This is a genomic window from Ruegeria sp. HKCCD4884 (assembly GCF_013110855.1).
GTDB lineage: Bacteria > Pseudomonadota > Alphaproteobacteria > Rhodobacterales > Rhodobacteraceae > Ruegeria.
In genome coordinates, this window is the sequence record NZ_WVRJ01000001.1 from 181,414 (window position 1) to 205,938 (window position 24,525).

General features: G+C 56.2%; 23 protein-coding genes and 3 tRNA genes. 16 read left to right on the forward strand and 10 right to left on the reverse strand.

Annotated features, from left to right (window positions below):
* Positions 1 to 29: 29 nt before the first annotated feature.
* Both GS636_RS00845 and cobA read right to left on the reverse strand, forming a co-directional pair.
* Positions 30 to 344 (reverse strand): DUF2849 domain-containing protein, encoded by a 315-nt coding sequence (locus GS636_RS00845; RefSeq protein WP_171182977.1) that lies wholly within the window; start codon positions 342 to 344, stop codon positions 30 to 32.
* Positions 344 to 1,120: a uroporphyrinogen-III C-methyltransferase gene (cobA, locus tag GS636_RS00850; RefSeq protein WP_171182979.1), complete on the reverse strand. Its 777-nt coding sequence runs from the start codon at positions 1,118 to 1,120 to the stop codon at positions 344 to 346. Before cobA ends, GS636_RS00845 begins: the two co-directional genes overlap by 1 nt.
* 144 nt (positions 1,121 to 1,264) lie before the next feature.
* Between cobA and GS636_RS00855 the strand changes: the two genes are divergently transcribed.
* Positions 1,265 to 1,747, forward strand: a complete 483-nt coding sequence (locus GS636_RS00855) for an Lrp/AsnC family transcriptional regulator (RefSeq protein WP_171089735.1) — start codon at positions 1,265 to 1,267, stop codon at positions 1,745 to 1,747.
* A 34-nt stretch (positions 1,748 to 1,781) separates the two neighbouring features.
* Here GS636_RS00855 and GS636_RS00860 read toward each other — a convergent pair whose 3' ends face one another.
* Positions 1,782 to 2,963: a cytochrome P450 gene (locus GS636_RS00860; protein ID WP_171668132.1), complete on the reverse strand. Its 1,182-nt coding sequence runs from the start codon at positions 2,961 to 2,963 to the stop codon at positions 1,782 to 1,784.
* On the opposite strand from GS636_RS00860, the gene GS636_RS00865 reads away from it, so the two are divergent.
* The 7 genes from GS636_RS00865 (at position 2,962) to GS636_RS00895 (ending at position 10,408) form a co-directional block, all read left to right on the forward strand.
* Positions 2,962 to 4,743: an ATP-binding protein gene (locus GS636_RS00865; protein ID WP_171668133.1), complete on the forward strand. Its 1,782-nt coding sequence runs from the start codon at positions 2,962 to 2,964 to the stop codon at positions 4,741 to 4,743. The two genes, GS636_RS00860 and GS636_RS00865, sit on opposite strands and share 2 nt — an antisense overlap.
* Complete coding sequence (locus GS636_RS00870) at positions 4,740 to 5,969, forward strand: sigma-54 dependent transcriptional regulator (protein ID WP_171668134.1); 1,230 nt, start codon at positions 4,740 to 4,742, stop codon at positions 5,967 to 5,969. The genes GS636_RS00865 and GS636_RS00870 overlap by 4 nt, the downstream gene beginning before the upstream one ends.
* 292 nt (positions 5,970 to 6,261) lie before the next feature.
* Entirely contained in the window at positions 6,262 to 7,263 is a 1,002-nt protein-coding gene (locus tag GS636_RS00875) for a DctP family TRAP transporter solute-binding subunit (protein ID WP_171089743.1), read from the forward strand.
* Positions 7,264 to 7,379: 116 nt separating this feature from the next.
* Positions 7,380 to 8,057, forward strand: a complete 678-nt coding sequence (locus GS636_RS00880) for a TRAP transporter small permease (RefSeq protein ID WP_171089745.1) — start codon at positions 7,380 to 7,382, stop codon at positions 8,055 to 8,057.
* Positions 8,057 to 9,433, forward strand: a complete 1,377-nt coding sequence (locus GS636_RS00885; RefSeq protein WP_171668135.1) for a TRAP transporter large permease — start codon at positions 8,057 to 8,059, stop codon at positions 9,431 to 9,433. Before GS636_RS00880 ends, GS636_RS00885 begins: the two co-directional genes overlap by 1 nt.
* 151 nt (positions 9,434 to 9,584) lie before the next feature.
* Positions 9,585 to 9,896: a multidrug efflux SMR transporter gene (locus GS636_RS00890; protein ID WP_171668136.1), complete on the forward strand. Its 312-nt coding sequence runs from the start codon at positions 9,585 to 9,587 to the stop codon at positions 9,894 to 9,896.
* Positions 9,897 to 9,961: 65 nt separating this feature from the next.
* Positions 9,962 to 10,408 (forward strand): nucleoside deaminase, encoded by a 447-nt coding sequence (locus GS636_RS00895; RefSeq protein WP_171089751.1) that lies wholly within the window; start codon positions 9,962 to 9,964, stop codon positions 10,406 to 10,408.
* A 9-nt stretch (positions 10,409 to 10,417) separates the two neighbouring features.
* Here GS636_RS00895 and tpiA read toward each other — a convergent pair whose 3' ends face one another.
* Both tpiA and GS636_RS00905 read right to left on the reverse strand, forming a co-directional pair.
* A complete protein-coding gene (tpiA, locus tag GS636_RS00900) occupies positions 10,418 to 11,167 on the reverse strand; it encodes a triose-phosphate isomerase (protein WP_171089753.1) in 750 nt (249 codons plus the stop codon).
* 110 nt (positions 11,168 to 11,277) lie between these two features.
* Positions 11,278 to 11,643, reverse strand: coding sequence for an iron-sulfur cluster assembly accessory protein (locus tag GS636_RS00905; protein ID WP_171089755.1), 366 nt, complete (start codon positions 11,641 to 11,643; stop codon positions 11,278 to 11,280).
* Between the two features lie 216 nt (positions 11,644 to 11,859).
* Here GS636_RS00905 and GS636_RS00910 point away from each other — a divergent pair, with 216 nt between their 5' ends.
* On the forward strand, positions 11,860 to 12,201 hold the full coding sequence (locus GS636_RS00910; RefSeq protein WP_171182994.1) for a hypothetical protein: 342 nt from the start codon (positions 11,860 to 11,862) through the stop codon (positions 12,199 to 12,201).
* Positions 12,202 to 12,241: 40 nt separating this feature from the next.
* Here the strand turns inward: GS636_RS00910 and GS636_RS00915 are convergent, their stop codons facing one another.
* From GS636_RS00915 to GS636_RS00925, 3 genes are all read right to left on the reverse strand, one after another.
* A complete protein-coding gene (locus GS636_RS00915; RefSeq protein ID WP_171174302.1) occupies positions 12,242 to 12,604 on the reverse strand; it encodes an SUF system Fe-S cluster assembly protein in 363 nt (120 codons plus the stop codon).
* 94 nt (positions 12,605 to 12,698) lie between these two features.
* Positions 12,699 to 12,977 (reverse strand): NfeD family protein, encoded by a 279-nt coding sequence (locus tag GS636_RS00920; RefSeq protein WP_171089761.1) that lies wholly within the window; start codon positions 12,975 to 12,977, stop codon positions 12,699 to 12,701.
* Entirely contained in the window at positions 12,977 to 13,867 is an 891-nt protein-coding gene (locus GS636_RS00925; RefSeq protein ID WP_171668137.1) for an SPFH domain-containing protein, read from the reverse strand. The genes GS636_RS00920 and GS636_RS00925 overlap by 1 nt, the downstream gene beginning before the upstream one ends.
* A gap of 175 nt (positions 13,868 to 14,042) precedes the next feature.
* On the opposite strand from GS636_RS00925, the gene GS636_RS00930 reads away from it, so the two are divergent.
* The 4 genes from GS636_RS00930 to lon all read left to right on the forward strand — a co-directional run bounded on the left by GS636_RS00930 (position 14,043) and on the right by lon (position 19,281).
* Positions 14,043 to 14,954, forward strand: coding sequence for a nucleoside hydrolase (locus GS636_RS00930; RefSeq protein WP_171668138.1), 912 nt, complete (start codon positions 14,043 to 14,045; stop codon positions 14,952 to 14,954).
* 63 nt (positions 14,955 to 15,017) lie between these two features.
* Entirely contained in the window at positions 15,018 to 16,148 is a 1,131-nt protein-coding gene (tgt, locus tag GS636_RS00935) for a tRNA guanosine(34) transglycosylase Tgt (protein WP_171668139.1), read from the forward strand.
* Positions 16,149 to 16,241: 93 nt separating this feature from the next.
* Entirely contained in the window at positions 16,242 to 16,649 is a 408-nt protein-coding gene (locus tag GS636_RS00940; protein ID WP_171668140.1) for a DUF6636 domain-containing protein, read from the forward strand.
* 223 nt (positions 16,650 to 16,872) lie between these two features.
* Positions 16,873 to 19,281 carry an endopeptidase La gene (lon, locus tag GS636_RS00945; RefSeq protein WP_171668141.1) on the forward strand — a complete coding sequence of 803 codons (2,409 nt, stop codon included), beginning with the start codon at positions 16,873 to 16,875 and terminating at the stop codon, positions 19,279 to 19,281.
* 48 nt (positions 19,282 to 19,329) lie between these two features.
* Here the strand turns inward: lon and GS636_RS00950 are convergent, their stop codons facing one another.
* Together GS636_RS00950 and GS636_RS00955 are read right to left on the reverse strand one after the other, a co-directional pair.
* Positions 19,330 to 20,916, reverse strand: a complete 1,587-nt coding sequence (locus GS636_RS00950) for an APC family permease (RefSeq protein WP_171668142.1) — start codon at positions 20,914 to 20,916, stop codon at positions 19,330 to 19,332.
* Positions 20,917 to 21,027: 111 nt separating this feature from the next.
* Positions 21,028 to 21,102, reverse strand: a tRNA-Val gene (locus GS636_RS00955).
* Positions 21,103 to 21,282: 180 nt separating this feature from the next.
* Here GS636_RS00955 and GS636_RS00960 point away from each other — a divergent pair.
* The 3 genes from GS636_RS00960 (at position 21,283) to uvrA (ending at position 24,518) form a co-directional block, all read left to right on the forward strand.
* Positions 21,283 to 21,359: transfer RNA gene (locus GS636_RS00960), tRNA-Asp, on the forward strand.
* Between the two features lie 45 nt (positions 21,360 to 21,404).
* A tRNA-Asp gene (locus GS636_RS00965) sits at positions 21,405 to 21,481 on the forward strand.
* Between the two features lie 178 nt (positions 21,482 to 21,659).
* The gene (gene uvrA / locus GS636_RS00970) at positions 21,660 to 24,518 is read left to right on the forward strand and encodes an excinuclease ABC subunit UvrA (RefSeq protein WP_171668143.1); all 2,859 of its coding nucleotides are present in this window, start codon (positions 21,660 to 21,662) and stop codon (positions 24,516 to 24,518) included.
* The last annotated feature ends 7 nt before the right edge of the window (positions 24,519 to 24,525 follow it).

A 24,525-nucleotide genomic window follows, 5' to 3' on the forward strand; every position in this document is an offset into this window, starting at 1 on the left:
CCAAAGAAGGGGAGAGAGAGGGCCTGAGGTCAGGCCCGGGGCTGCGAGGAAGATTCCTGTTTGCCGTGGGCATAGTTGGACGGACCAGTCCGGCGGAAGTCTTCCCGAAAATGGGTGGGCTCAGGGCCGTGTTCACCAGCGACGGCGTCAGCCAGATAGGCACCCACAATCTTGTTCGCCTGACGCTCGGCATCCAGCAGACGCACCTGAGCGTGCGCTTCATCGGTGATCAGTTCCGCATCGGAAAGATCGCGCGACCAGCGGTCATCTTCGGTTTGATAAATCACATCACCTTCCAGCAGATCATTTGCGGTGACGACTTTGGGGGTAAAAGCGCGGGCCATCAGGCAAGCTCCTTATTGAATTCAGTCACGGCCTGCGCCGCTTCGCGCGGGGCAAGGCCATAGAAGGTCAGGGCAGGGCCGTCCAATTCAGCGGCGGCCAGATCAGTTGGCAGTTTGTCCAATGTGGTGGCCAGAATGCGTTGGTTCGGGCGCGAGGCGTTTTCGACCAGCGTGATCGGAGTTGCACGATCCGCTCCATGCATGATCAGACGCCCTTGGATGAACCGGGCCGATTTCTTCCCCATGTAAATCGCAGCAACCGATCCTGCGCGCGCCAGCGCGGCCCAGTCATGATCGGCAAAGCCTTTCATGTCGTGCCCGGTCAGAAACCGCACGGAAGAGTTGCGGCCCCGACGGGTCAGGCTTTGCCCAATGCTTGCAACAGCCGCAGATGCAGCTGTAATGCCGGGGATGATTTGCCAGTCAATGCCAGCGGCCTCGACCGCTTCGATTTCTTCATCCAGACGACCAAACACGGTTGGGTCCCCTGACTTGAGGCGCACCACGCGCTTGCCCTTTTGGGCATAGTCCACCAGAAGCGCATCAATATCGCTTTGCTTCCAGGACGGCCCAAACCCGGCTTTGCCGACATCAACCAGTTCTGCGGTTTGGCCGGCCAAATCCAGCACAGGTGCGCTGATCAGGCGGTCATGCAGTACGATATCAGCCTGCTCAAACGCGGTGAGCGCTTTGAGCGTTAGCAATTCGGGATCACCGGGACCGGCGCCGACAAAGTCGACGTGTCCTTTGGATCTGATTGTGAGCATGTCCTGCATTGGATCGTCTCGGGTGTGGTTTGACTTGGCCTCCAATATAGGAAATATTCCCGCTAAAGTGCCATATGGGCGGTTAAATAAGAACACATGTTCCATTATTGTTGAGAATTGGAACGAAAACCTCGAATTGGAAGGAAAACTGGAATGTCGGTTCGAATAGACGAAACGGATCGGAAAATTCTGGCCGAGCTGCAACGCGATGCGGGTCAGTCGCTGGATGAAATCGCGGCCCGTGTAGGCAGTTCCAAGACGCCGGTTTGGAATCGCATCCGTAAGCTCAAAGGGGCCGGTATCATTGGTCAGCAGACAGTTTTGCTGGACGCCGAAGCGCTTGGATTCGAGGCGACATTCTTCGTCTTGATTCGTACGTCCGAGCACGAGGCCGAATGGCAGCGCAAGTTTCTGAAAGCGTTGCGCGATCACCCCGAAGTGCAAGAGGCACACAGGCTGGCTGGCGACATCGACTATATCCTCAAAGTCAGGGTCAAGAATGCACGCGCCTATGACGTTTTTTATCAATCACTGATTTCAGAGGTGCGGGTGCACAACGTCACGGCGCTTTTGTCGATGGAAGAAATCAAATCCACCACAATGCTGCCGTTGAACGCATTGGTTGATAAGGCGTAGCAGTGCGGGCTGACAGCAAGGTGGAAACGCGACTTCAGATTTGTACCAGAACCTGCTCCAAGCCATGGAAATGATAACTGTCCGAATAAGTCGGGGGCGCGGCCAGCCGTAGGTCTGGACAGGCATCGAACAGGATTGGAAGCGCGATACGCATTTCCAACCGTGCCAAAGGTGCACCAACGCAGAAGTGGATCCCGCCACCAAAGCTGGTGTTCACATCGATAGACCGCGTGGGGCGGAAAGCGTTCGGTTCTTGCCAGACAGCGGGGTCGTGGTTCGCGGCCCCCAGCAACAAAGCAACCTGATCGCCGCGTTTGAATCTATGCCCAAAAATATCGACATCCTCGTAGGCATAGCGCGTAAACATATGCAGGGGCGGGTCATAACGCAGGATTTCTTCGATGGTTGAGTCAATCTTGTCTGGTCGTAAGACGCTTGGGTCTGTTTGCGTTTCCAGTAAGGTTTTGACCCCATTCCCCAGGGAATGCACCGTCGCTTCATGACCGGCATTCAACAGCAGAATACAGGTCGCGACCAACTCCTCTCGGGAAAGTTTCTCGCCTTCCTCTTCTGCAGCGATCAATCGTGTAATCAGATCGTCACGCGGGTCACGCCGCCTCTGGTCGATGTAGTCTTCTAGAAACGTTGTGAATTCCTGCGCCGATTGTGCTGCCTTGTCTTCGGTGTCCCGCGTTCGATTGGCTTGGTACATTGCCACCATGTCGTGCGACCAGCGCAGCAAGTCCGGTGCCATGTCTTCGGGTACTCCCAGCAGACGACAGATCGTAATCACGGGGACCTGAGTGCAATAGGCATGCAAAAGGTCAAACGGCTCTTGTGGGAAATCCCGGATCAGATCATGACAAAGGGTTTCAATCGAAGGCTGCAGTGCGGAAATCGCCCGTGACGTGAAGGCCCGCATGACCAACGCCCGCAGACGCGTGTGCCGTGGTGGCTCGGCTTCAAGCAGCGAATGGGCTTCGACCGACAACCATGGGGCCAGATGTGCAGGGCCTTGTGTTGCGTGCTCGGGCGGAACTTCGCGCCCGAACCGGCGATCCTTCAGCAAGGTGCGGACGGCCTGGCAGGACACAGCGGCAACCATGCTGTAATCGGTCCAATAGAACAGATCTCCGGCTTGTCGGGCTGTGTCGTAAAACGGATAGGGGTTCTGGACGAAACCAGGTTCTGTCGGGGATTGTGAGAGCGACTTCATGCGACGCACACTTGCCACGCGCCGCGTTGAATGCAAGACCCTGTACATGCACAGGGTTTGGTTCATAGCCGGTTTTCTGATTGCCGTCGGGGTACTGTCCGGATTCGTCTGGTCTTATGGCTACCGTCAGGCGCTGTCTCAACTGAGTGAAAAGGCCGAAGCTGATCTTGAACTGGCGGCCGACCGGCTGAGCACGCAAATGCAAGTGTATCAAGAGCTTGCAGTGCTGATGGCGACCCATCCGATTCTGCAAGAATTAGATCAACAAGCCGACAAGCGACAAGCTCAGGCAATGTTGCTGGACGTTGCCGACAAGACAGCGGCAGTCAACATGATGTACTTGGACCAAAAAGGGCAGGTATTGGTTTCAGCGCAGCCTGTGTCTCAGCCCGACATGGCCGAACACCCCGCTTTCCGTCGTGCAATGCAGGGGGCCTTGGGCAGTGCGCATGAGGTTACGCCTGTCGGAGATGATCGGATCTACTCTTACGCTGCGCCTGCTTTCGGCCCATTTGGTCAGATCACAGGTGTACTGATGGTTGTTGCCGATGTTCAGGATGTAGAGCAGACGTGGCGTGGCAGTACCGAGGCGGTTTTCTTTGTTGATGCAGAAGGTGTTGTGTTCATCTCGAACAGGTCGGACCTGCTGTTTTGGTCTCGCGAGGAAGGAGAGGCAGGACTAACACCGCCCAATGGCGCGGCGGTCGACTTTGCTTCGACGCGCGTCGGTGGGCATGAGCTGTGGAAATTGAACTGGGGGCGCTATCTTCCGCGCGATGCTTTGCACCTTACCCTCGAATTGCCGGTCATCGATATGACTGCCGAGGTATTGGTGGACGTGGCCCCAGCCCTGCAACTTGCGCGACTTCAGGCAGCCGCAGTCGCAGCAATCTGTTTGGCATTTGGTGCAATGCTTTTTCTTGCGATGGAACGGCGGCGGACGCTGGCAGAAGCCAATGCGGTTCTGGAAAGTCGAGTCGCCAAACGGACCCTCGACCTGACGGTTGCAAACGACAGCTTGCAAAAAGAGGTCGCGGAACGACAGGAAGCCGAAGCGGCGCTGCGGCGCGCACAGGCGGATTTGGTCCAGGCCGGAAAGCTCAGCGCGCTTGGGCAGATGTCAGCAGGGATCAGCCACGAGCTGAACCAGCCCTTGATGGCGATCCAACAGTTTGCTGATAATGGCACAGCGTTCGTGGAACGTGGAAAACCCGAGAAAGCGGGCGAGAACTTGGGCCGCATTTCTGAGATGGCTGCGCGCATGGCGCGGATCATCAAGAACCTGAGGGCCTTTGCCCGCAACGAAAGCGAACCGATGGGGCGCGTGGATTTGGTGCAGGTTCTGAATACGGCCGTTGAACTGACCGAAGCCAGGCTGAACACGGAAAACGTGGCCATGGATTGGCAACCGCCAAACGCGCCTGTTTACGCTTGGGGTGGTGAGGTAAGGCTTGTGCAGGTCTTTGTGAACCTGATCAACAACGCCGCAGATGCGATGAGCCAGCAGGATGAACGCCTTATTCAAATAGTGATCAATAATGGCGAGAGGCTTTCGGTCACTGTGCGTGACATCGGCCCAGGCATCGAGAACACGGAAAAGCTGTTTGAACCGTTCTACACCACCAAGGCCGTAGGCTCGTCCGAAGGTATGGGGCTGGGGCTTTCGATTTCTTACGGGCTGGTTCAGAGTTTTGGCGGAAACATTCGCGGGACCAACGCGCCGACAGGTGCGATGTTTACTGTGGAACTGGAATACTATCGGGAAGACGAGGCGGCATGACCCGGAAAGTTCTTTTGGTCGACGATGATGCAGCCGTGCGCGAGGCTTTGGCACAAACGCTTGAGCTGGCGGATGTTCAACCAACTACGGCAGGCTCTTTTGTCGCGGCCAAGGATCATATCCGAGCGGACTTTCCCGGTGTCATCATTTCGGACATCCGAATGCCGGGTCGGGATGGGTTTCATCTGTTGACTTACGCAAGAGAGGTCGATCCCGATCTTCCCGTCATTCTTCTGACCGGTGAAGGGGATATTCCCATGGCTGTTGATGCAATGGGTAAGGGCGCGTTCGATTTTCTGGAAAAACCCTGTGCCGCTTCCGATCTGCTAGATGTGCTGGAGCGTGCATTCGCAGCCCGAGCCGAGGTTATCGAGCAGAGGGCAATGAGATCCGAACTGGAACGCGGTGACCCGGCCGCACGATTGCTGTTTGGCCTGTCGCCGCAGGCCGAGGCGTTGCGCGAAAGGGTTCGCGCCGTTGCACTCACACAGGCCGAAGTTCTGGTGACTGGCCCTCCTGGCAGTGGCATCTCAAAAGTGGCCGAGGTTGTGCACCTGATGTCATCTGTGGGGCAGGGACCGTTTGTGAAAAGACCGGCCTCGACGCTCAGCGCCGAAGATCTGGCCCGCAGTTGTGAGGATGCAGCGGGTGGGTCGCTGTTTCTTGACGAGGTTTCGGCCATGCCGCAGGCCACGCAATTTGCGGCGCTTGAACTGATCGAACAAGGGCCGGGTGGTCGGATCATTGCTGGCACCACCGCTGATCTGTCTGCCTTAAGTGCCGAAGGCCGTTTCAATGCCGATCTTTTCTATCGGCTGGACGTGATGCGCGTTCGGATTCCATCTTTGGCAGAGCGGCCAGACGATATTCCCGTTATCTTTCGTCACTACGTGGCTCAGGCAGCTGAGCAGGCAGGGATCCCGGTTCCTGAAATCTCATCGGAACATCTGGCAGCGTTGATGGCCAACGATTGGCCCGGGAACGCGCGGTCGCTCATGTCCGCCGCGATGCGCTTTGTTCTGGGGATGCCGGAAGAGGTCGCACAGGCCACAGATCTGGGCCTCAGTGAACAAATGGCGCGTGTTGAACGATCGTTGCTGATCGCGGCGTTGGGGCGGCACAATGGAAAAGCGTCTGATGCGGCAAAGGCGCTGAAGCTTCCGCGAAAGACCTTTTATGACAAGCTGGCGCGCTACCAAATCCGGCCAGAGGATTACCGCAGGTAATTCAGCCGACAAACGCAACCTCCATATTGATTCGCATGGATGATTCGGAAATTGTGCGGAAATCCGCACAAGTGGCTTTTTCATGTGTGCGGATTTTCGCACGTCGAAGAAAAGGTGATTCTTGGCGTTGTGTTTGGTTTGATGTAACACAATGAAATTACATGAATAAATGCCCTCATCTGACTGTCAGACGGAAATGTTGTGTGGTTGCGGCTGAGTCGGTTCACTGCACGCCATACGGCGCCAACCCGGCGCTGAACGCTTGTTTCTAGGAAGTCTGGGAGGAAAACAGATGAAGATTTTGACAACAGCCGCAACGGCTCTGGCGCTGACGGTCACCGCAACTGCGGGGATGGCGGCCTGTGACGACGGTGAGATTGTTGTGAAGTTCGCGCATGTGACGAACACCGATAAACACCCCAAAGGCATCGCGGCCTCGCTGCTGGAACAGCGCGTCAATGACGAGATGAACGGCGTGATGTGCATGGAGGTCTATCCGAACTCGACCCTCTATAACGACGACAAGGTGCTTGAGGCGATGCTGCAAGGCGACGTTCAACTGGCCGCGCCGTCCTTGTCCAAGTTCGAGAAATTCACCAAGCAGTTCCGCCTGTTCGACCTGCCATTCATGTTCAAAAACATTGATGCCGTAGACGCATTCCAGGCGTCGGCCGATGGTCAGGCAATGAAAGACAGCATGCAGCGCCGTGGCCTGCAGGGTCTGGCCTTCTGGCACAATGGCATGAAGCAGATGTCGGCCAACAAGCCGCTGGAAGATCCGTCAGACGCAAACGGCCTGAAGTTCCGCGTGCAGTCCTCGGACGTGTTGGTTGCGCAGATGGAAGCGATCGGTGGCAGCCCACAGAAAATGGCGTTCTCGGAAGTTTACGGTGCGCTGCAGCAGGGTGTTGTGGACGGGCAAGAAAACACCTGGTCGAACATCTACGGCAAGAAGTTCTTTGAGGTTCAGGACGGCATCACCGAGACCAATCACGGTATCATCGACTATCTGGTTGTGACCTCGGTTGACTGGCTGGACAGCCTGGACCCGGAAGTGCGTGATCAGTTCACGACCATTCTGGCCGAAGTGACCGAGACCCGGAACAAAGAAGCCTTTGCAGTGAACGAAGCGGCCAAAGCCTCGATCACTGACGCGGGTGGTATCATTCGTGAACTGACACCTGAACAGCGTCAGGCGTGGGTTGATGCGATGAAGCCTGTCTGGGATCAGTTCGCAGGTGACGTTGGTCAGGACAAGATCGACGCGGCACAGGCCATCAACGCCGGTTTCTAAACCGGATCGAGGCCACGCGTCCGGGGACTGGGGAGTATTCGACGCGTAGGCCGGGCGGGCTGACAAAGCCCGCCCACACACACTCTCTCATCATCAAAAAATGCGGGGACAGATAGATGTCTGGTGCGAAATCCGGCCAAGGCGGGCTGGTCGACCATATCGAAGAAACCCTGATTGCGTTGCTGTTGGGCCTGATGACGGTCGTAACCTTTGCCAACGTGATTGCGCGGTTTGTATTTAATTCCAATATCCTCTGGGCGCTTGAACTGACGGTGTTCACCTTTGGCTGGCTGGTGCTGCTGGGTGCGTCTTATGCGGTGAAGAAACATGCGCATTTGGGTGTGGACGCTATTCTGAACATGCTGTCGCCAGCACCACGACGCATTCTGGCGCTGATTGCAGTGGGCTGCTGCCTGGTGTTTTCTTTGCTGATGCTGAAAGGGGCCTACGACTATTGGGCCGTCTTTGCCGATTTGCCGCCCACATCCGGGCGCTGGTTCCCGACCGGGTTCAATTTCGACGCCCGCAGCCAGAGTTTTTATGAGGTCGACGACATTCCGATGGTCGCGCCTTTGAGGTTCCTTGAGGACCTGATCAACTACGGCGAGTATTACGAAAAACTGCCCAAGGTTGTCCCGTATTTCATCCTGCCTTTGTCGATGTTGCTGCTGGTCATCCGTTTTGCGCAGGTCGCAGTTCAAATTTGGCGTGGTGAGACGGATCGCCTTGTCGCCAGCCACGAAGTCGAGGACGAGATCGAAGAAGTCCGCGCTCAGCAAGGAGAGCATAACTGATGGACGTCATTCTTCTTTTCTCGATGGTCATCGGCCTGCTGCTGATCGGGGTTCCGATTGCGGTTGCGCTTGGCCTCAGCTCGACCCTGTTCCTGCTGATTTATTCCGACAGTTCTTTGGCCTCGGTCGCGGGAACTTTGTTCGAGGCGTTCGAGGGGCACTTTACCCTTCTTGCGATCCCGTTCTTCATTCTGGCTTCGTCCTTCATGACAACGGGCGGCGTGGCGCGGCGGATCATCCGGTTCTCGATTGCCTGTGTTGGGCACTTGCCCGGTGGTCTGGCGATTGCAGGCGTGTTTGCCTGTATGCTGTTTGCCGCACTTTCGGGTTCGTCCCCGGCAACCGTTGTGGCCATCGGTTCGATCGTCATCGCCGGGATGCGGCAGGTGGGCTATTCCAAGGAATTTGCTGCTGGTGTGATCTGTAACGCGGGTACACTTGGCATTCTGATCCCACCATCCATCGTGATGGTTGTCTATGCCGCTGCCGTCGAGGTTTCGGTTGGGCGCATGTTCCTGGCGGGTGTCATTCCGGGCCTGATGGCGGGTCTGATGCTGATGATCACAATTTACGTCATGGCCAAGGTCAAGAACCTGCCCAAAGGTGAATGGAAAGGCTGGGGAGAGGTCTTTATCTCGGCCCGCGAAGCCGGTTGGGGCCTGTTCCTGATCGTCATCATTCTGGGCGGCATCTACGGGGGTATCTTTACCCCGACTGAAGCCGCTGCTGTTGCCGCTGTCTACGCGTTCTTTATCGCCAGCTTTGTCTACAAAGACATGGGGCCGCTCAGCACAGAAGAAGGTCAATCGAACCTTTCATTGCTGAAGAAGCCATATGCGCTGGTGACGGCTTTCTTCCACTCGGACACGAAGCACACGCTGTTCGAGGCGGGCAAGCTGACGGTCACGCTGCTGTTCGTAATTGCCAACGCGCTGATCCTGAAACACGTGCTGACGGATGAGCAGGTGCCCCAGCATATCGCAAGTGCCATGCTGTCAGCGGGTCTTGGGCCGGTCACTTTCCTGATCGTGGTCAACGTGATCTTGCTGATCGGCGGTCAATTCATGGAACCCTCGGGACTGCTGGTCATCGTGGCGCCGCTGGTGTTCCCGATCGCCATCGAGCTGGGCATCGATCCTATCCACCTGGGCATCATCATGGTGGTGAACATGGAGATAGGGATGATCACGCCTCCGGTCGGGCTGAACTTGTTCGTGACCTCTGGCGTGGCCGGGATGCCGATGATGAGCGTTGTGAAGGCGGCGCTGCCGTTCCTGGCGGTCCTGTTCGTCTTCCTGATCATGGTGACGTACATACCGTGGATATCGACCTTCCTGCCCAACACCTTCATGGGGCCGGAAATCATCACAAACTAGTGGGCCTGACCCGTATCGCCGGGCGGTTGCGACTGCCCGGCCTTTTCATGCCTTGAAACACCCGTGCGGGTGCTTATCTAACGGACAGAGGACGACCTCCCCAACACGGGTAGATCATGCGGGACGACCCGCTTTGACAAAAGGTCATCTAATGGCATGGATCATGCTGCTTATTGCCGGAATTCTTGAAGTTGTCTGGGCGGGTGCGATGAAGCAATCCGCCGGGTTCACGCGGCTTTTGCCGACCGCGATTATGGGAGTGTCCATGATCGGGTCTTTCGGCCTGCTGGCGCTGGCGATGCGTGAACTGCCGCTGAGCACGGCCTATACGATTTGGGTTGGCATCGGCGCAGTGGGGGCTTTTGTGGTGGGGATTGCCCTGCTGGGCGAGGCGGTGACGCCGCTGCGGGTTCTGGCGGCGCTGCTGATCATTGCCGGAATTATTACCATGAAGCTGGCCTGATCCGTTGACGGTCGGGGCGTCATTGGGCAGGCTGCCGGTACACGCCCCAACCAAGGATCATTCCTATGTTGACCGAGACCGACAGCCGCCTGCTGCGCATCGCCTTTGATGAGGCGAAAGTCGGGTATGATGAGGGCGGCTGTCCCATCGGTTCGGTCCTGGCCCGTGGGGGCGAGGTTGTGGCGCGCGGACGGAATCAGAGAGTTCAGGGCGGTGATCCGATTGCCCATGGCGAGATGGACGCGTTACGCAAGGCCGGGCGGCAGAAAACCTATCGCGACACGGTGCTGTATACGTCGCTGTCGCCCTGCATGATGTGTTCGGGCACCATCGTTCAATTCGGTATTCCGCGCGTCGTGATCGGTGACACGCAGAACTTCGGAGGCAACGAAGACTTCCTGCGCGAGCGCGGGGTCGAAGTGGTTATAGCCAACGACCCCGACTGCATCGCGCTGATGCAACGATTTATCGAAGAAAAACCAGAGCTTTGGGCCGAAGATATTGCCGAATAACGACCGGGGTCAGATGCTTTCCAGCGCCTGAATAATGCCCGAGAAATCCGTAGCCTTCAGACTGGCCCCACCGACCAAAGCGCCATCCACATTCGAGACCGCAAAGATATCGGCCGCATTGCTGGGTTTGACGGACCCGCCGTAAAGCAGTCGCACTGACCGGCCCACGCCTTCGCCAAAACGACGTTCCAGCCGGGCGCGCATGAAGTCGTGAACCTCGCCGATCTCTTCCAGGGTGGGAACCTTGCCAGTTCCAATCGCCCAGATCGGCTCGTATGCGACGATCAGGTTTTCACCTGTTGATTGATCCGGGATCGAGCCGGACATCTGACCGCCGATAATATCGAGCGTGTTGGCCGCCTCACGCTGTTCCAGACTTTCACCGACGCAAATGACCGCTTTTAGGCCCGCGTCCATCGCCGCGCGGGCTTTGGCGCGTACGTCCTCGTCATGCTCTCCGTGATCCACACGACGTTCTGAATGGCCCAGAATGACCGAAGTCGCACCGGCATCCAGCAGCATATCTGCGCTGATGTCGCCCGTATGCGCCCCGGAATGCTCCGCGTGACAATCCTGCCCACCAACAGTTATCGCCGAGCCCGCCACAGTATCGGTGGCGCGGCTGAGCAAGGTGGCGGGAGGGCAGATCAGAATATCGACTGAGGCTTCGGGATGGCTTTGTGACAGCGTTTCAAGCTCACTCAGCGCCGCGCCGGTTCCGTTCATCTTCCAGTTTCCAGCCGCCAGCTTCCGCCGCATACCCGTATCTCCCTGATCATTCGATGATTTAAGGATGCGGATAGCATTGTCTGCGCAATCTTACAATTCCGCTTGCAGACCTGACAGGGACTGGTGCCTCGACCGATGATTTAGCTTTGCTGAGCGATGGTTTCGTCGAACTTGATCGATTCACCGCAGCCGCAGGAATCAACAACATTCGGGTTCTTGAACTTGAACCCTGATTCCAGCAGCGACACTTCGTAGTCGATCTCGGTTCCGAACAGGAACATTTGCGCCATCGGTGCGATCATCACCCGTGCACCATCTTGTTCGACAACCTCGTCATGCGGATCTGCCTGATCCACATATTCCATGGTATATTCCATGCCTGCACAGCCGCCTTTCTTGACGCCAATGCGCAGGCCAGCGTGACCGCCTGAATTCATCAGGCGGGTGATCTGCTCTGCGGCTTTAGGCGTCATGGTCACAGCCTGTTTGCCGGGGATGCCGAACATGTAAGTCTCCGTTGTCGCGCGTCATACCCAATTTAGGGCTCAATGGTCGCAGGCTCAAGATCGACCGGGTTAAAGATTTACGCAAGAACGCTCATATTGCGATGCAAGGTTGACGCCGTGCAACCTTGCATCGCGCCAGAAAGCGGGTTTAGCTGTGTCTGAACACGCAGATTGCAGTGTTGGGAGAGAACATTTTGGGATGGAAAGGATATTGTTATGAATAAGTTATTGAGCGTTTCTAAACCTGTTCTGCAAGGATCGATCTTTGCTCTGGCGGTTGCCGGTTTCCCATCCGGGGATGCATCAGCCGCCACGGACGCTGAAAGGCATCCGGTCAACTGTGCAACAGCCGAGGGCGATCTGCGCGCGATTGAGGCGGAAAAGAAACATGCCGAAGACAAGCAATTGGAAAGCGTTGCCTCGCTGACTCCTGCAGGGGCTTTGCTGGGTCTGGTCACGGGAACCGAGCACAAACACTTGCAAATGCTGTCTGGCGACTATGTCAAAGCTCTGAGCGACCGGGCGGCAGAAATCAAAGAAACCTGCAATCTAAATTGATTTGCATTCGGGCAAACAGGCAAAGCGCAGGGCTATTGGTTTACATAAAGCCTAGTTCCAGTCGCGCTTCGTCTGACATCATCTCCATGCCCCAGGGCGGTTCCCAGGTCAGTTCAACGTCAACTTCTTTGACGCCCGCGACCGGTTCGATTGCTTCCACGATCCAGCCGGGCATGTCACCGGCGACGGGACAGCCGGGCGCGGTCAGGGTCATGATCACCTTAACTGCGTTATCCGCAGTAATATCAATCGTGTAGATCAAGCCGAGGTCATAGATGTTGACCGGGATTTCCGGGTCGTAAACCGTGCGGCACGCTTCGACCACGGCGTCGTACAATGGGTGTTCAATTGTTGACGGCGCAATCAGCGGTGTGCCTTCAAACTGTTCGCTCGGGTGAGTCATCTTTGCCTCGGGTCAGTTGCCTGACTGATTATATAGGGAATAGCCGCAACAGCGTCCAGTGGTGGCGTGGCGCTCAGACGAGCGCCATCGCGATTCAGTCATTAATATCATGCTTGAAGGTTTTGACCTGACCATGCGGCAGCGCAAAGAGTTTGCGCAAGACAAGCCATGCGATCAACGACAGCACTGCAAAGACCAGCGCGAGGACATGCAGTGACATTGTCAGGCCCGGAATCACGAGAACAAGACCCGTAATCGCTGCGCCAATGGCGAAGCCAAGAAAGATAAACCCTGGCAGAACAATCTCGAGAATCCCCAGCGCCAGCGCGGCGGCCAGCCAGATCCACCAAGTCAGCCAAAAGGGATCAGCCATCATTTTCCTCCCTTCAGCATTTTGAACGCATCTCCAAATGCTTCAAGCGCGTTTGCGGGCACAACTATGGTTTGCTTGCCAGAACCGTTGCCCAAAGCATTAAGGGCTTCAACCTGTTTCAAAGCAACCTGATATTGCGCGGCCTCGATCCCGTTGTCCTGAATGGCCTTGGCGACCACGCCCGTAGCATAGGCTTCGGCTTCGGCCTGAATGCGGCGGGCCTTGGCGGTTTGTTCAGCGGCATAAAGTTCGGCATCAGCGTGCAGTTCCACAGCGCGTTTCTGACCCTCGGCCTCGGTCACTTGCGCGCGGCGGGCACGTTCCGCGTTCAACTGCTGCAGCATGGCATCACGCGTGGCCTGATCCAGATTTACATCCAGAATTTCAGCGCGGGTGACTTCGATACCCCAATCGTCAACGGCGGTTTCGACGCTTTCCTGAATGCGTGTGATCAACTGCGCGCGGTTCGATTGTACCTCGTCCAGATCCATCTTGCCGATTTCGGCGCGCACGATCCCGGCTACAGTGGTTGCAATCGCGCCGTCTACGTCCCGGATGCGGTAAACCGTCTTTTCCGGCTCAAGAATGCGATAGAAGACCGAGGTGTCGATCTGCACCAGCACATTGTCCTTGGTAATCGCGTCCTGCGTCGCATTCGGCAATTGGCGTTCAAGGATCGAGATTTTGTGGCGTGCAACATCCAGAAACGGAACGATGAAGTTAATGCCGGGGCCAAGCACCGAATGCAGGCGGCCAAACCGCTCAACCACGTATTTCTCAGACTGCGGCACAATCTTGATGCCTTTGAGAATAACAACAATCACCAGCACAGCGGCCAGCAGCAAAACAATGTTTGACGAAATCAATCCGATGATTTGATCTTCGGTCATTCTGTCCTCTTATTTTTGTGTACTATGGTATACATATTGGGATTGAGTCGCCCAATTTCAACTCTGGTATGAGTGGAACGGGCCGGTATGCAAATGCCTGAACGTATGAAAGTGGTCTGGAAATTTGCCGCTGTGGCGGCTTTGCATCCAACAACGTTTGCGGTATCGGGCGGGGATGAAACTGATTATCGACACTGATCCCGGCATCGACGATGCCATGGCCATTGCTTTTGCCGCCGCCGCACCGGAAATTGACCTGATCGGTCTGACCACGGTGTTTGGAAACACGTATGTTCACCAATCCAGCCGCAACGCGCGGTTTTTACTTCACAAGCTGGGGTTGGACTTGCCTGTGGCCGAAGGAGCTGCGGTGCCGATTGGGGCGGACACACACGCCCCGTCAGAGCACGTTCACGGCCGCGAAGGTTTTGGTGATCTGACCGATATCCCCGAGATCGGACAGAACCACGCGTTGCAAGCAGCCGAGTTTCTGGTTGAGATGGCCCGAGCCCACAAGGGCGAACTGGTGGTCTGCGCCGTGGGTCCCTTGACCAATATTGCAAACGCGATGCGCATGGACCCGGAATTTGCAGGCAACCTGCGCGAACTGGTGATCATGGGGGGCGCGGTCTATTGCCCGGGCAACATCACCCGGCACGCCGAAGCCAATATTTATCACGACGCTCTTGCCGCTGAAGAGGTCTTTTCCGCACCGCCCAACACTGTTCTTGTTGGTTTGGACGTGACGCTGAAGACGCTGTACGAAACGGCGGACTTCGAAGCATTGGCGCAAAAGTCACCCGATATGGGGGCGTTTCTGTGCGACATCTCCAGGTTCTATCTGAAGTTTTACAAAGAGATCGGGGGGCTGGAAGGCTGCGGCCTGCACGATTCAACAGCCGTGATTGCGTGTTCCCATCAAGCCATGTTCGACATGGTTGAAACCGGGCTGCGGGTTGTCACCGAAGGCGATCAAATGGGGGCGACACAACCAGATCCTGAACGACCCGCGATCCGGGTGTGCCGCGATGTGGACGGGACAGGGGTTGTACGTCTGTTCACGGACCGCGTGGCCTCGTTGCCCTGACGGGTTGCAAAGACGGAACGGATCGGGCAAAGCCTGCCCGGTTCGGCGATCCGAGGCGATGACATGACGCAGAAATTCTCATTTGAGCTTAAGGCAACAGACGGCAAGGCACGCACGGGCGTGATCAGCACGCCGCGCGGAGAGGTGCGGACGCCGGCCTTTATGCCTGTGGGCACAGCCGCGACCGTCAAAGCAATGATGCCCGAAAGTGTGCGTGCCACCGGGGCGGATATTCTGCTGGGCAACACCTATCACCTGATGCTGCGTCCAACAGCGGAACGGATTGATCGTTTGGGCGGGTTGCACAAGTTCATGAACTGGGACCGCCCCATTCTGACCGACTCGGGCGGGTTTCAGGTCATGTCCTTGGCAGGGCTGCGCAAGCTGACCGAAAAGGGCGTGACCTTCAAATCTCATATCGACGGATCAAAACACGAACTGACGCCCGAGCGGTCAATGGAGATTCAGCGCTTGTTGCGCTCGGACATTGTGATGTGTTTTGACGAATGCCCCGCGCTGCCCGCCGACCGGGATCGCATCGCCGAGTCCATGCGGCTGTCGATGCGTTGGGCCGAACGGTCGCGTGACGCGTTCGGCGATCGTCCGGGTCATGCACTGTTTGGCATCATGCAAGGTGGTCTGGAGCAGGACTTGCGCGAAGAAAGCGCCGAAGCACTTAAATCCATTGGGTTCGAAGGCTACGCAGTAGGCGGGCTGGCCGTGGGTGAGGGGCAAGAGGCCATGTTTGGCTGTCTCGACTACGCCCCCGACTTTCTGCCTGAAGACAAGCCGCGTTATTTGATGGGTGTCGGCAAGCCCGACGATATCGTTGGCGCTGTCGCGCGTGGGATCGACATGATGGACTGTGTGTTGCCATCGCGTTCCGGCCGCACGGGGCAAGTGTTCACTCGTCGCGGCGTGGTCAACATCAAGAATGCGCGCCATGCGGATGACCCACGCCCGCTGGACGAGAATTGCACATGTCCCGCCTGTTCGAACTATTCGCGCGCTTATTTGCACCATGTATTTCGGGCAAACGAGATGATCTCGGGCATGTTGCTGACCTGGCACAACCTGCATTACTTCCAAGAGATCATGCAGGGCATGCGCGATGCGATTGCTGCGGGAAACTTTGACGTCTGGCAGGCCGAGTTTCACGCGCAGCGTGCGCAAGGCGATATTGAACCCTTGTAACCTTTCCCTTCGGATGACTATTGCGCGGCTTTCTGGTATCCTGGGCCGACTTCAAGCAATGCCATTTTAGTTTCTGACCCCGGAGAGTATTTTATGTTTCGCCTTGTTCTCGGCGCAGCAATTTTCTGCGCGACGCCAGCCATGTCAGATGTCTGGACCTTTGAAACCCCATCCGAAAACATTCAGTGCTCGGTCGGGGAAAGTGCGTCGTCCTCGGATATTCAATGCACGATCATAGAAAAATCCGGCCCACCAGCGATGCCGCGCCCCGCGAATTGTCAATCGGACTGGGGGCATGATTTTCTGATGTTCGACACCGGCCCGGTAGAGATATTGTGCCAGCCGCTGAATCGTAACAAAGACGGCTATGATCGTGCTGAATATGGGGTCACTGGTCAGTTCGGAGGATTCACCTGCAGCTCTTCGACAAAAGGTCTGGAATGTCGCAACCAAGACGGTCACGGGTTTTTCTTGTCTCGCGCAGTACAGCGGGTGTTCTGACCTTTGAAGTGCATGTTGCCTATGCATGTCGTGTTAATTTCGGTGGATATGTTCCTTGGACGTCTTGCAGTCCCGAAAACCTCGGTTCATGCTGAAACACGATACACGGCGGTAAGGTTGAAAAAGGGCGATGAGGCCCCACCTTTATCGTCCAAGACAGGAGACGGCCAAAAGTTGCCTCGATGAGGGACAAGCGCCGTCTTGCCAACGATAAGGATAGAGCATGCAAGAGCCTCTGAATTCCTCATACCCCGTCCTGCCGCTGCGCGACATTGTGGTGTTCCCGCATATGATTGTGCCTCTTTTTGTAGGCCGTGATAAATCGGTCCGCGCGCTGGAAGAGGTAATGCAGGATGACAAGCAAATTCTTTTGTCCAGCCAGATCGATCCCGGTGTCGATGATCCCGATGTAGACGGTATCTATCGCTCGGGCGTTTTGGCCAATGTTCTGCAACTGCTGAAATTGCCCGATGGCACCGTGAAGGTGCTGGTCGAAGGGCAGGCACGTGTGCAGATTACAGAGTTTCTTGAAAACGAACAGTTTTTTGAAGCCCGCGCTGAATATCTGACCGAAATCCCTGGTGACGTTACCACAACCGAAGCCCTGTTGCGCACTGTCGCGGATGAGTTCGAGCGCTATGCCAAAGTGCGCAAGAACATCCCCGAAGAGGCGCTGGCAGCCGTGGGTGAAACCACCGAGCCTGCCAAGTTGGCTGACCTTGTGTCAGGTCATCTGGGCATTGAAGTGGAGCAAAAGCAGGAACTTCTGGAAACCCTTAGCGTCAGTGCGCGGCTTGAGAAGGTCTATGGCCTGATGCAGGGCGAGATGTCGGTTCTGCAGGTCGAGAAAAAGATCAAAACCCGCGTCAAATCCCAGATGGAGAAGACGCAGCGCGAGTATTATCTGAATGAGCAGATGAAGGCCATTCAGAAGGAGCTTGGCGATGGCGAGGACGGCTCGAACGAAGTTGCCGAGCTGGAAGAGAAAATCGCCGAGACCAAGCTGTCGAAAGAGGCGCGCGAAAAGGCCGAAGGCGAGCTGAAGAAGCTGCGCAACATGAGCCCGATGTCGGCTGAGGCCACAGTCGTACGCAACTATCTGGATTGGATCCTGTCCTTGCCCTGGGGCACCAAGTCCCGCGTCAAAAAGGATCTGGGCCGCGCGCAGGACATTCTGGATGCCGATCACTATGGGCTGGAGAAAGTCAAAGAGCGTATTGTTGAGTACCTCGCGGTCCAGCAGCGTTCGAAGAAGCTGAAAGGCCCGATCCTGTGCCTTGTTGGCCCTCCGGGTGTCGGTAAAACCTCGCTTGGTAAATCGGTTGCAAAGGCCACGGGGCGCGAGTTCATTCGCATCTCGCTGGGCGGTGTGCGCGACGAATCCGAGATTCGGGGTCACCGTCGAACCTACATCGGCTCGATGCCCGGCAAGATCATTCAGGCACTGAAAAAGGCGAAAACCACGAACCCGCTGATCTTGTTGGATGAAATCGACAAGATGGGGCAGGATTTCCGTGGCGATCCAGCTTCGGCGATGCTGGAAGTGCTCGATCCTGAGCAGAACAGCACGTTCATGGACCACTATTTGGAGGTCGAATATGACCTGTCCAACGTGATGTTCCTGACCACGTCGAACAGCTATAACATGCCTGGGCCTTTGCTGGACCGGATGGAGATCATCCCGCTGGCCGGTTACACCGAAGAGGAAAAGAGCGAGATCGCAAAACAGCACCTGATCAGCAAGCAGGTCAAAAATCATGGCCTGAAGGCCAAGGAATTTGAACTGACAGATGAGGCGCTGCAATCGATCATCCGCACCTACACCCGTGAGGCGGGCGTTCGGAACCTTGAACGTGAAATCGCCAAAGTGGCGCGGAAATCGCTGACCAAGATCATCAAGAAAGAGGCGGAAACCGTTGAAGTTACGCCGGAAAATCTGGATGAGTTTTTGGGTGTGCCCAAGTTCCGGTATGGGCTGGCCGAGCAGGATGATCAGATCGGTGTTGTAACAGGTTTGGCCTGGACCTCGGTTGGGGGCGATCTGCTACATATCGAGGCGCTGAAACTGCCGGGCAAAGGGCGGATGAAAACCACCGGTAAGCTGGGCGATGTGATGAAGGAGTCCATCGATGCGGCTTCGTCTTACGTGCGGTCTATCTCGCCCAAAATCGGGGTGAAGCCGCCACAGTTCGACAAGATCGACATTCACGTCCACGTTCCGGATGGGGCGACGCCCAAGGATGGTCCGTCGGCTGGTCTTGCGATGGTGACGTCGATTGTCTCCGTACTGACTGGCATTCCGGTGCGCAAAGATATCGCGATGACTGGTGAGGTTTCTCTGCGCGGGAACGCAATGCCGATTGGTGGTTTGAAAGAAAAACTGCTGGCGGCCCTGCGCGGGGGTATCAAGACAGTCCTGATCCCGGAAGAGAACGAAAAGGATCTGGCGGATATCCCGGACAACGTGAAGGAAGGGTTGGAGATCATCCCTGTCAAACATGTCTCGGAAGTTCTCGAACAGGCGCTGGTGCGTACACCCGAGCCGATTGAGTGGGACGAAGCGGCAGAGGAAGCTGCAGCTGCGGCTGCTGCTTCAACCAAATCCGCGGATGCATCTGCTACAGCGCACTAGGCTGCGTATACACAAAGGGAAAAAGGCAGAGCGTTCCTCTGCCTTTTTTTATAGTCCGATTACAGGCTGTTTTGGATCAAGTATTTCTTCTTCCGCTATGTATTTCATGAATTTTTCATCCGACAGCGCTGAACGTATGGCCAGCGCGAAGATGATGGCGGAAAACACGACGCAAAGCATAATATCCCACCCAAACGGGATCTGTTTCAAAGCCCCGGTTCCGAATTGACCCAGGAATGAAATTAACCCGAGCCCGGCAAAGTAAGGCATCAACCAAACGGCTTCGGTCAGGTCCATTTCATCAAGGCGTCCCCGGAACCGGATAAGCAGCAGAATTTTTCCGACGATCAGCGCGATCCCAAGGCGCCAGACGGTGTCCCAACCGCTCCAATACACAATCAGTGTTGCAATGGCGAAGGCGGTCAACGCGACCAGACGTACCGCTGGAATGCGGATCGAACGGGGTTGGTCTGGAAGAAGATCCCTTAAGCAAACCACGGCGATTGGGCCAACCGCGAATGACAAAACAATAGCGGCACCGTTCAGGGCAATGACGGTGGTAAAGGGAACGGTCAAAAGGAACAGGGTCCCGATCAAAAAATTCAACGCCAAGGCCCATACCGGAACCCCAAACGAAGACAGGTTTTGCAAACGTTTTGGCAGAAAACCGTTTTGGGACAGGGCAAGGGCAATACGGGCATTCGACCCGGTCGCGACCAATCCGTTGCCAAAGGGGCCAACGACTGATCCGACGTTCAACAGGCTGATGAACCAGACCAATCCAACCGATATGATTACAGCGTCTAACGGGCCTTCGCCGCCAAAATTCAACTGTGCCCAACCATTGGTTAGCAGTGACGGATCCAGCGCGCCGATGAAAGCTACCTGGAGGCCAAGATAGATTGCGGCGCACATGATGATCGACAGGACCAATGCTGCGGGGATGGCGAACTTTGGATTGCGCACTTCGCCTGCCATATCAACGACATGTCGGAAACCTATGAACGAGAAAATGACGCCTCCGGTCGAAACCGCGGCCATGATTCCCTGCAGCCCATATGGAGCAAAGCCGTCCGGTTGTGTGAAATTGTCGGCGTTGAAACGGCTGGCAATCAGCAATGCGGACAGGACCACTGGAATAGCTATCTTTGCCCAGGTCAGCGCCGCATTTACATGTGTGAAGAACTTGACCCCAAGCGCGTTGACCGCAACGAAAAGCAGCATGAAGACAAGGGCTACAAAAACTCCGGCTTCTGTTAGATCGCCGGTATCGGCAGCGTGCAGCCAGGGGGCGTAAGGCGCGAGGTATTTCAGCATCGCCTCCACCTCAATGGGGGCAGTGGTGTTGTAGCCAATCCATGCCGTCCACCCCATGGCCATCGAAACGATATTGCCGTGCGAAAACTGCGGGACCCGGGCAATTCCGCCGGGAATGGGCAGCATGGCCGAAATTTCCGCGAATGTGATCGCCAAGATGAACATCGCAGCCGCACCGATCAGCCAAGAGAGGATAGCCGCAGGCCCGGCGTGCTGAACCGCCAGAAGGGGGCCGAACAACCAGCCCGAACCGATGATTCCTCCAACCGAAATGAACGTCAGTCCGATCAGGCCAATGTCCCGCTTAAGCTCTGCCATGATGACCTCTGACGTTGCTGTCGGCACAAGGCTTGGCCGATAGTGCACGATAGTCATCCAGGTCGCGAGCTGGCAAGCCTTTCAATTTCAAGCGTAATCTTAGATCGGGAATGGTGGGTGATAAGAGATTTGAACTCCTGACATCTTCGATGTGAACGAAGCGCTCTACCACTGAGCTAATCACCCATGGGACGCGTTGATATCTGTCCTGTGGTTCGGCTGCAAGTGGATTTGGCTTTGTTCTGCGTGCAAAAAACGGCGGGCAAACAAAAATCTGGATTCTGACAAAAAACTTCAAAACGCCGCTTGACGCTGCCCGAGCGTAGCCATAATACACCCCAACGTTCAGCAATGAACGTGCAGCGGGCGGTTGTAGCTCAGTTGGTTAGAGTACCGGCCTGTCACGCCGGGGGTCGCGGGTTCGAGCCCCGTCAACCGCGCCATCGCTGCACTCCTTGGTCCAGGGTAAAGGCCACGAAAATAGATGCGCGGTTGTAGCTCAGTTGGTTAGAGTACCGGCCTGTCACGCCGGGGGTCGCGGGTTCGAGCCCCGTCAACCGCGCCATTTTCCCTTCAAAAAACATCCTGCGTCACTGAAACAGATCGCTTGGCGCATTGTAGCTGTGCATGATGTCAGGAAGTGTCGGCAATAATCCGTCTGTTCACAGTTTGTTCTAACTTTTCTGTTGGAGACTCAGCTCTGCTCGCCTATTTCTGAGGGACGTATTTGTTGGGGGCCGGAAATGGCTGAGCTGAAGAATATCGAGGTGCGCGGCGCGCGCGAGCATAACCTCAAAGGCATTGATGTTGATATCCCTCGGGATCAGTTGGTGGTGATCACCGGCTTGTCTGGTTCGGGCAAGTCCTCGTTGGCGTTTGATACCATCTATGCCGAAGGGCAGCGGCGCTATGTCGAAAGCTTGTCTGCCTATGCGCGTCAATTCCTCGATATGATGGAAAAGCCCGATGTCGATCATATCAGCGGCCTGAGCCCGGCAATCTCCATCGAACAGAAGACAACGTCGAAGAACCCGCGTTCAACTGTTGGGACGGTTACGGAAATCTACGACTATTTGCGCCTGCTGTTTGCACGCGCCGGGACACCCTACAGCCCTGCAACCGGACAGCCGATCGAGGCGCAGCAGGTACAGGACATGGTCGACCGGATCATGACCATGGAGGAGGGCACGCGAGGTTACCTGCTGGCCCCAATCGTGCGCGACCGCAAAGGTGAGTACAAAAAAGAGTTCCTGGAACTGCGCAAACAAGGGTTCCAGCGCGTTAAGGTCGATGGTGAGTTCTACGAACTGGATGAACCGCCGACACTGGACAAGAAATTCCGGCACGACATCGACGTGGTGGTGGACCGACTGGTTGTGCGAGAGGGTATGGAGACCCGCTTGGCCGACAGTCTGCGCACAGCCTTGGATCTGGCAGACGGTATTGCGATACTGGAAACGGCCCCGCGTGAGGGCGATCCGGAGCGGATCACCTTTAGCGAAAACTTTGCCTGCCCGGTCAGCGGGTTTACCATCCCCGAGATCGAACCGCGTCTGTTTTCCTTCAACGCGCCATTTGGGGCTTGCCCCGATTGTGATGGCTTGGGAGTTGAGTTGTTCTTTGACGAGCGGCTTGTGGTGCCTGATCAGTCGCTGAAGCTTTATGACGGGGCCTTGGCGCCGTGGCGCAAGGGCAAGTCGCCGTATTTCCTGCAAACCATCGAAGCCATTGCTCGTCATTATGAGTTCGACAAGAACACGCCATGGAAAGACCTGCCCCAGAAGGTGCAGCAGGTTTTCCTGCGCGGCTCTGGCGATGAAGAGATCCAATTCCGCTATGACGAAGGCGGACGCGTTTATCAGGTGACGCGCAGTTTCGAAGGCGTGATCCCGAATATGGAGCGCCGCTATCGTGAAACGGACAGCGCGTGGATTCGCGAAGAGTTCGAACGCTATCAGAACAACCGTCCATGCGGCACGTGTGAGGGGTATCGCCTGCGGCCCGAGGCTCTGGCGGTCAAGATCGCGGGTCTGCATGTCGGGCAGGTGGTGCAGATGTCAATCCGGGAAGCTCTGGCCTGGATTGAGGACGCGCCGAACCATCTGAGCGCCCAGAAAAATGAAATCGCGCGCGCCATTCTGAAAGAGATTCGCGAACGACTTGGGTTTCTGAATAACGTTGGTTTGGAATACCTTACGCTATCGCGTTCAAGTGGAACGCTATCTGGTGGTGAAAGCCAACGTATTCGTTTGGCCAGCCAAATAGGCTCGGGTTTGACTGGGGTTCTTTACGTGTTGGACGAGCCGTCTATCGGCCTTCACCAGCGCGACAATGACCGGTTGTTGGGGACACTCAAGAACCTTCGGGATCAGGGCAACACGGTGATTGTTGTCGAACATGATGAGGAGGCCATCCGCGAGGCCGACTATGTGTTCGACATTGGCCCCGGAGCGGGCGTTCACGGGGGGCAGGTCGTCAGTCATGGCACACCTGCGGACATCACGGGTGATGCGGCCTCGATCACCGGGCAATATCTGGCGGGGACGCGTGAAATCGCGGTTCCGGCTGAACGGCGCGCGGGTAAAAAGCAGAAAGTGACTGTGGTGAAAGCCACTGGTAACAACCTCAAGAATGTTACGGCCGAGTTTCCTTTGGGCAAGTTTGTATGTGTCACTGGGGTGTCTGGTGGCGGTAAGTCTACGCTGACGATTGAGACGTTGTTCAAAACCGCATCGATGCGTCTGAACGGTGCGCGACAAACTCCTGCGCCTTGTGAGACAATCAAAGGGTTAGAACATCTAGACAAAGTTATCGATATCGACCAACGCCCGATCGGGCGAACTCCGCGTTCGAATCCAGCCACTTACACCGGGGCCTTCACCCCGATCCGCGACTGGTTTGCCGGGTTGCCCGAGGCGAAAGCGCGTGGGTACAAGCCCGGGCGCTTCAGCTTTAACGTTAAGGGAGGCCGGTGCGAAGCCTGTCAGGGTGACGGTGTCATCAAGATCGAAATGCACTTTCTACCCGATGTCTACGTGACTTGTGAGACTTGCAAAGGCGCGCGCTACAACCGCGAGACGCTTGAAATCAAGTTCAAGGGCAAATCCATCGCGGACGTGCTTGATATGACCGTGGAAGACGCGCAGGAGTTCTTCAAGGCCGTGCCGTCGATCCGCGATAAGATGGATGCTTTGGCCCGCGTTGGGCTCGGCTATATCAAGGTTGGGCAACAAGCCACCACGCTGTCTGGTGGCGAAGCGCAGCGCGTGAAGCTGTCCAAAGAATTGTCGAAACGGTCAACCGGACGGACGCTTTATATCTTGGATGAACCGACCACGGGTCTGCATTTCGAAGATGTGCGCAAGTTGTTGGAAGTGCTGCATGAACTGGTCGATCAGGGGAACACAGTTGTTGTGATCGAGCATAACCTGGACGTGGTGAAAACTGCGGATCATATCATCGACATTGGTCCCGAAGGTGGCGATGGCGGTGGTGAGATTGTTGCCGTAGGCACACCCGAAGATGTTGCAATGGTCGAGCGCAGCCATACCGGTCGCTATCTGAAATCGATGTTGGACAACGCGCGCGTCGCGGCAGAATAGCTGCTGC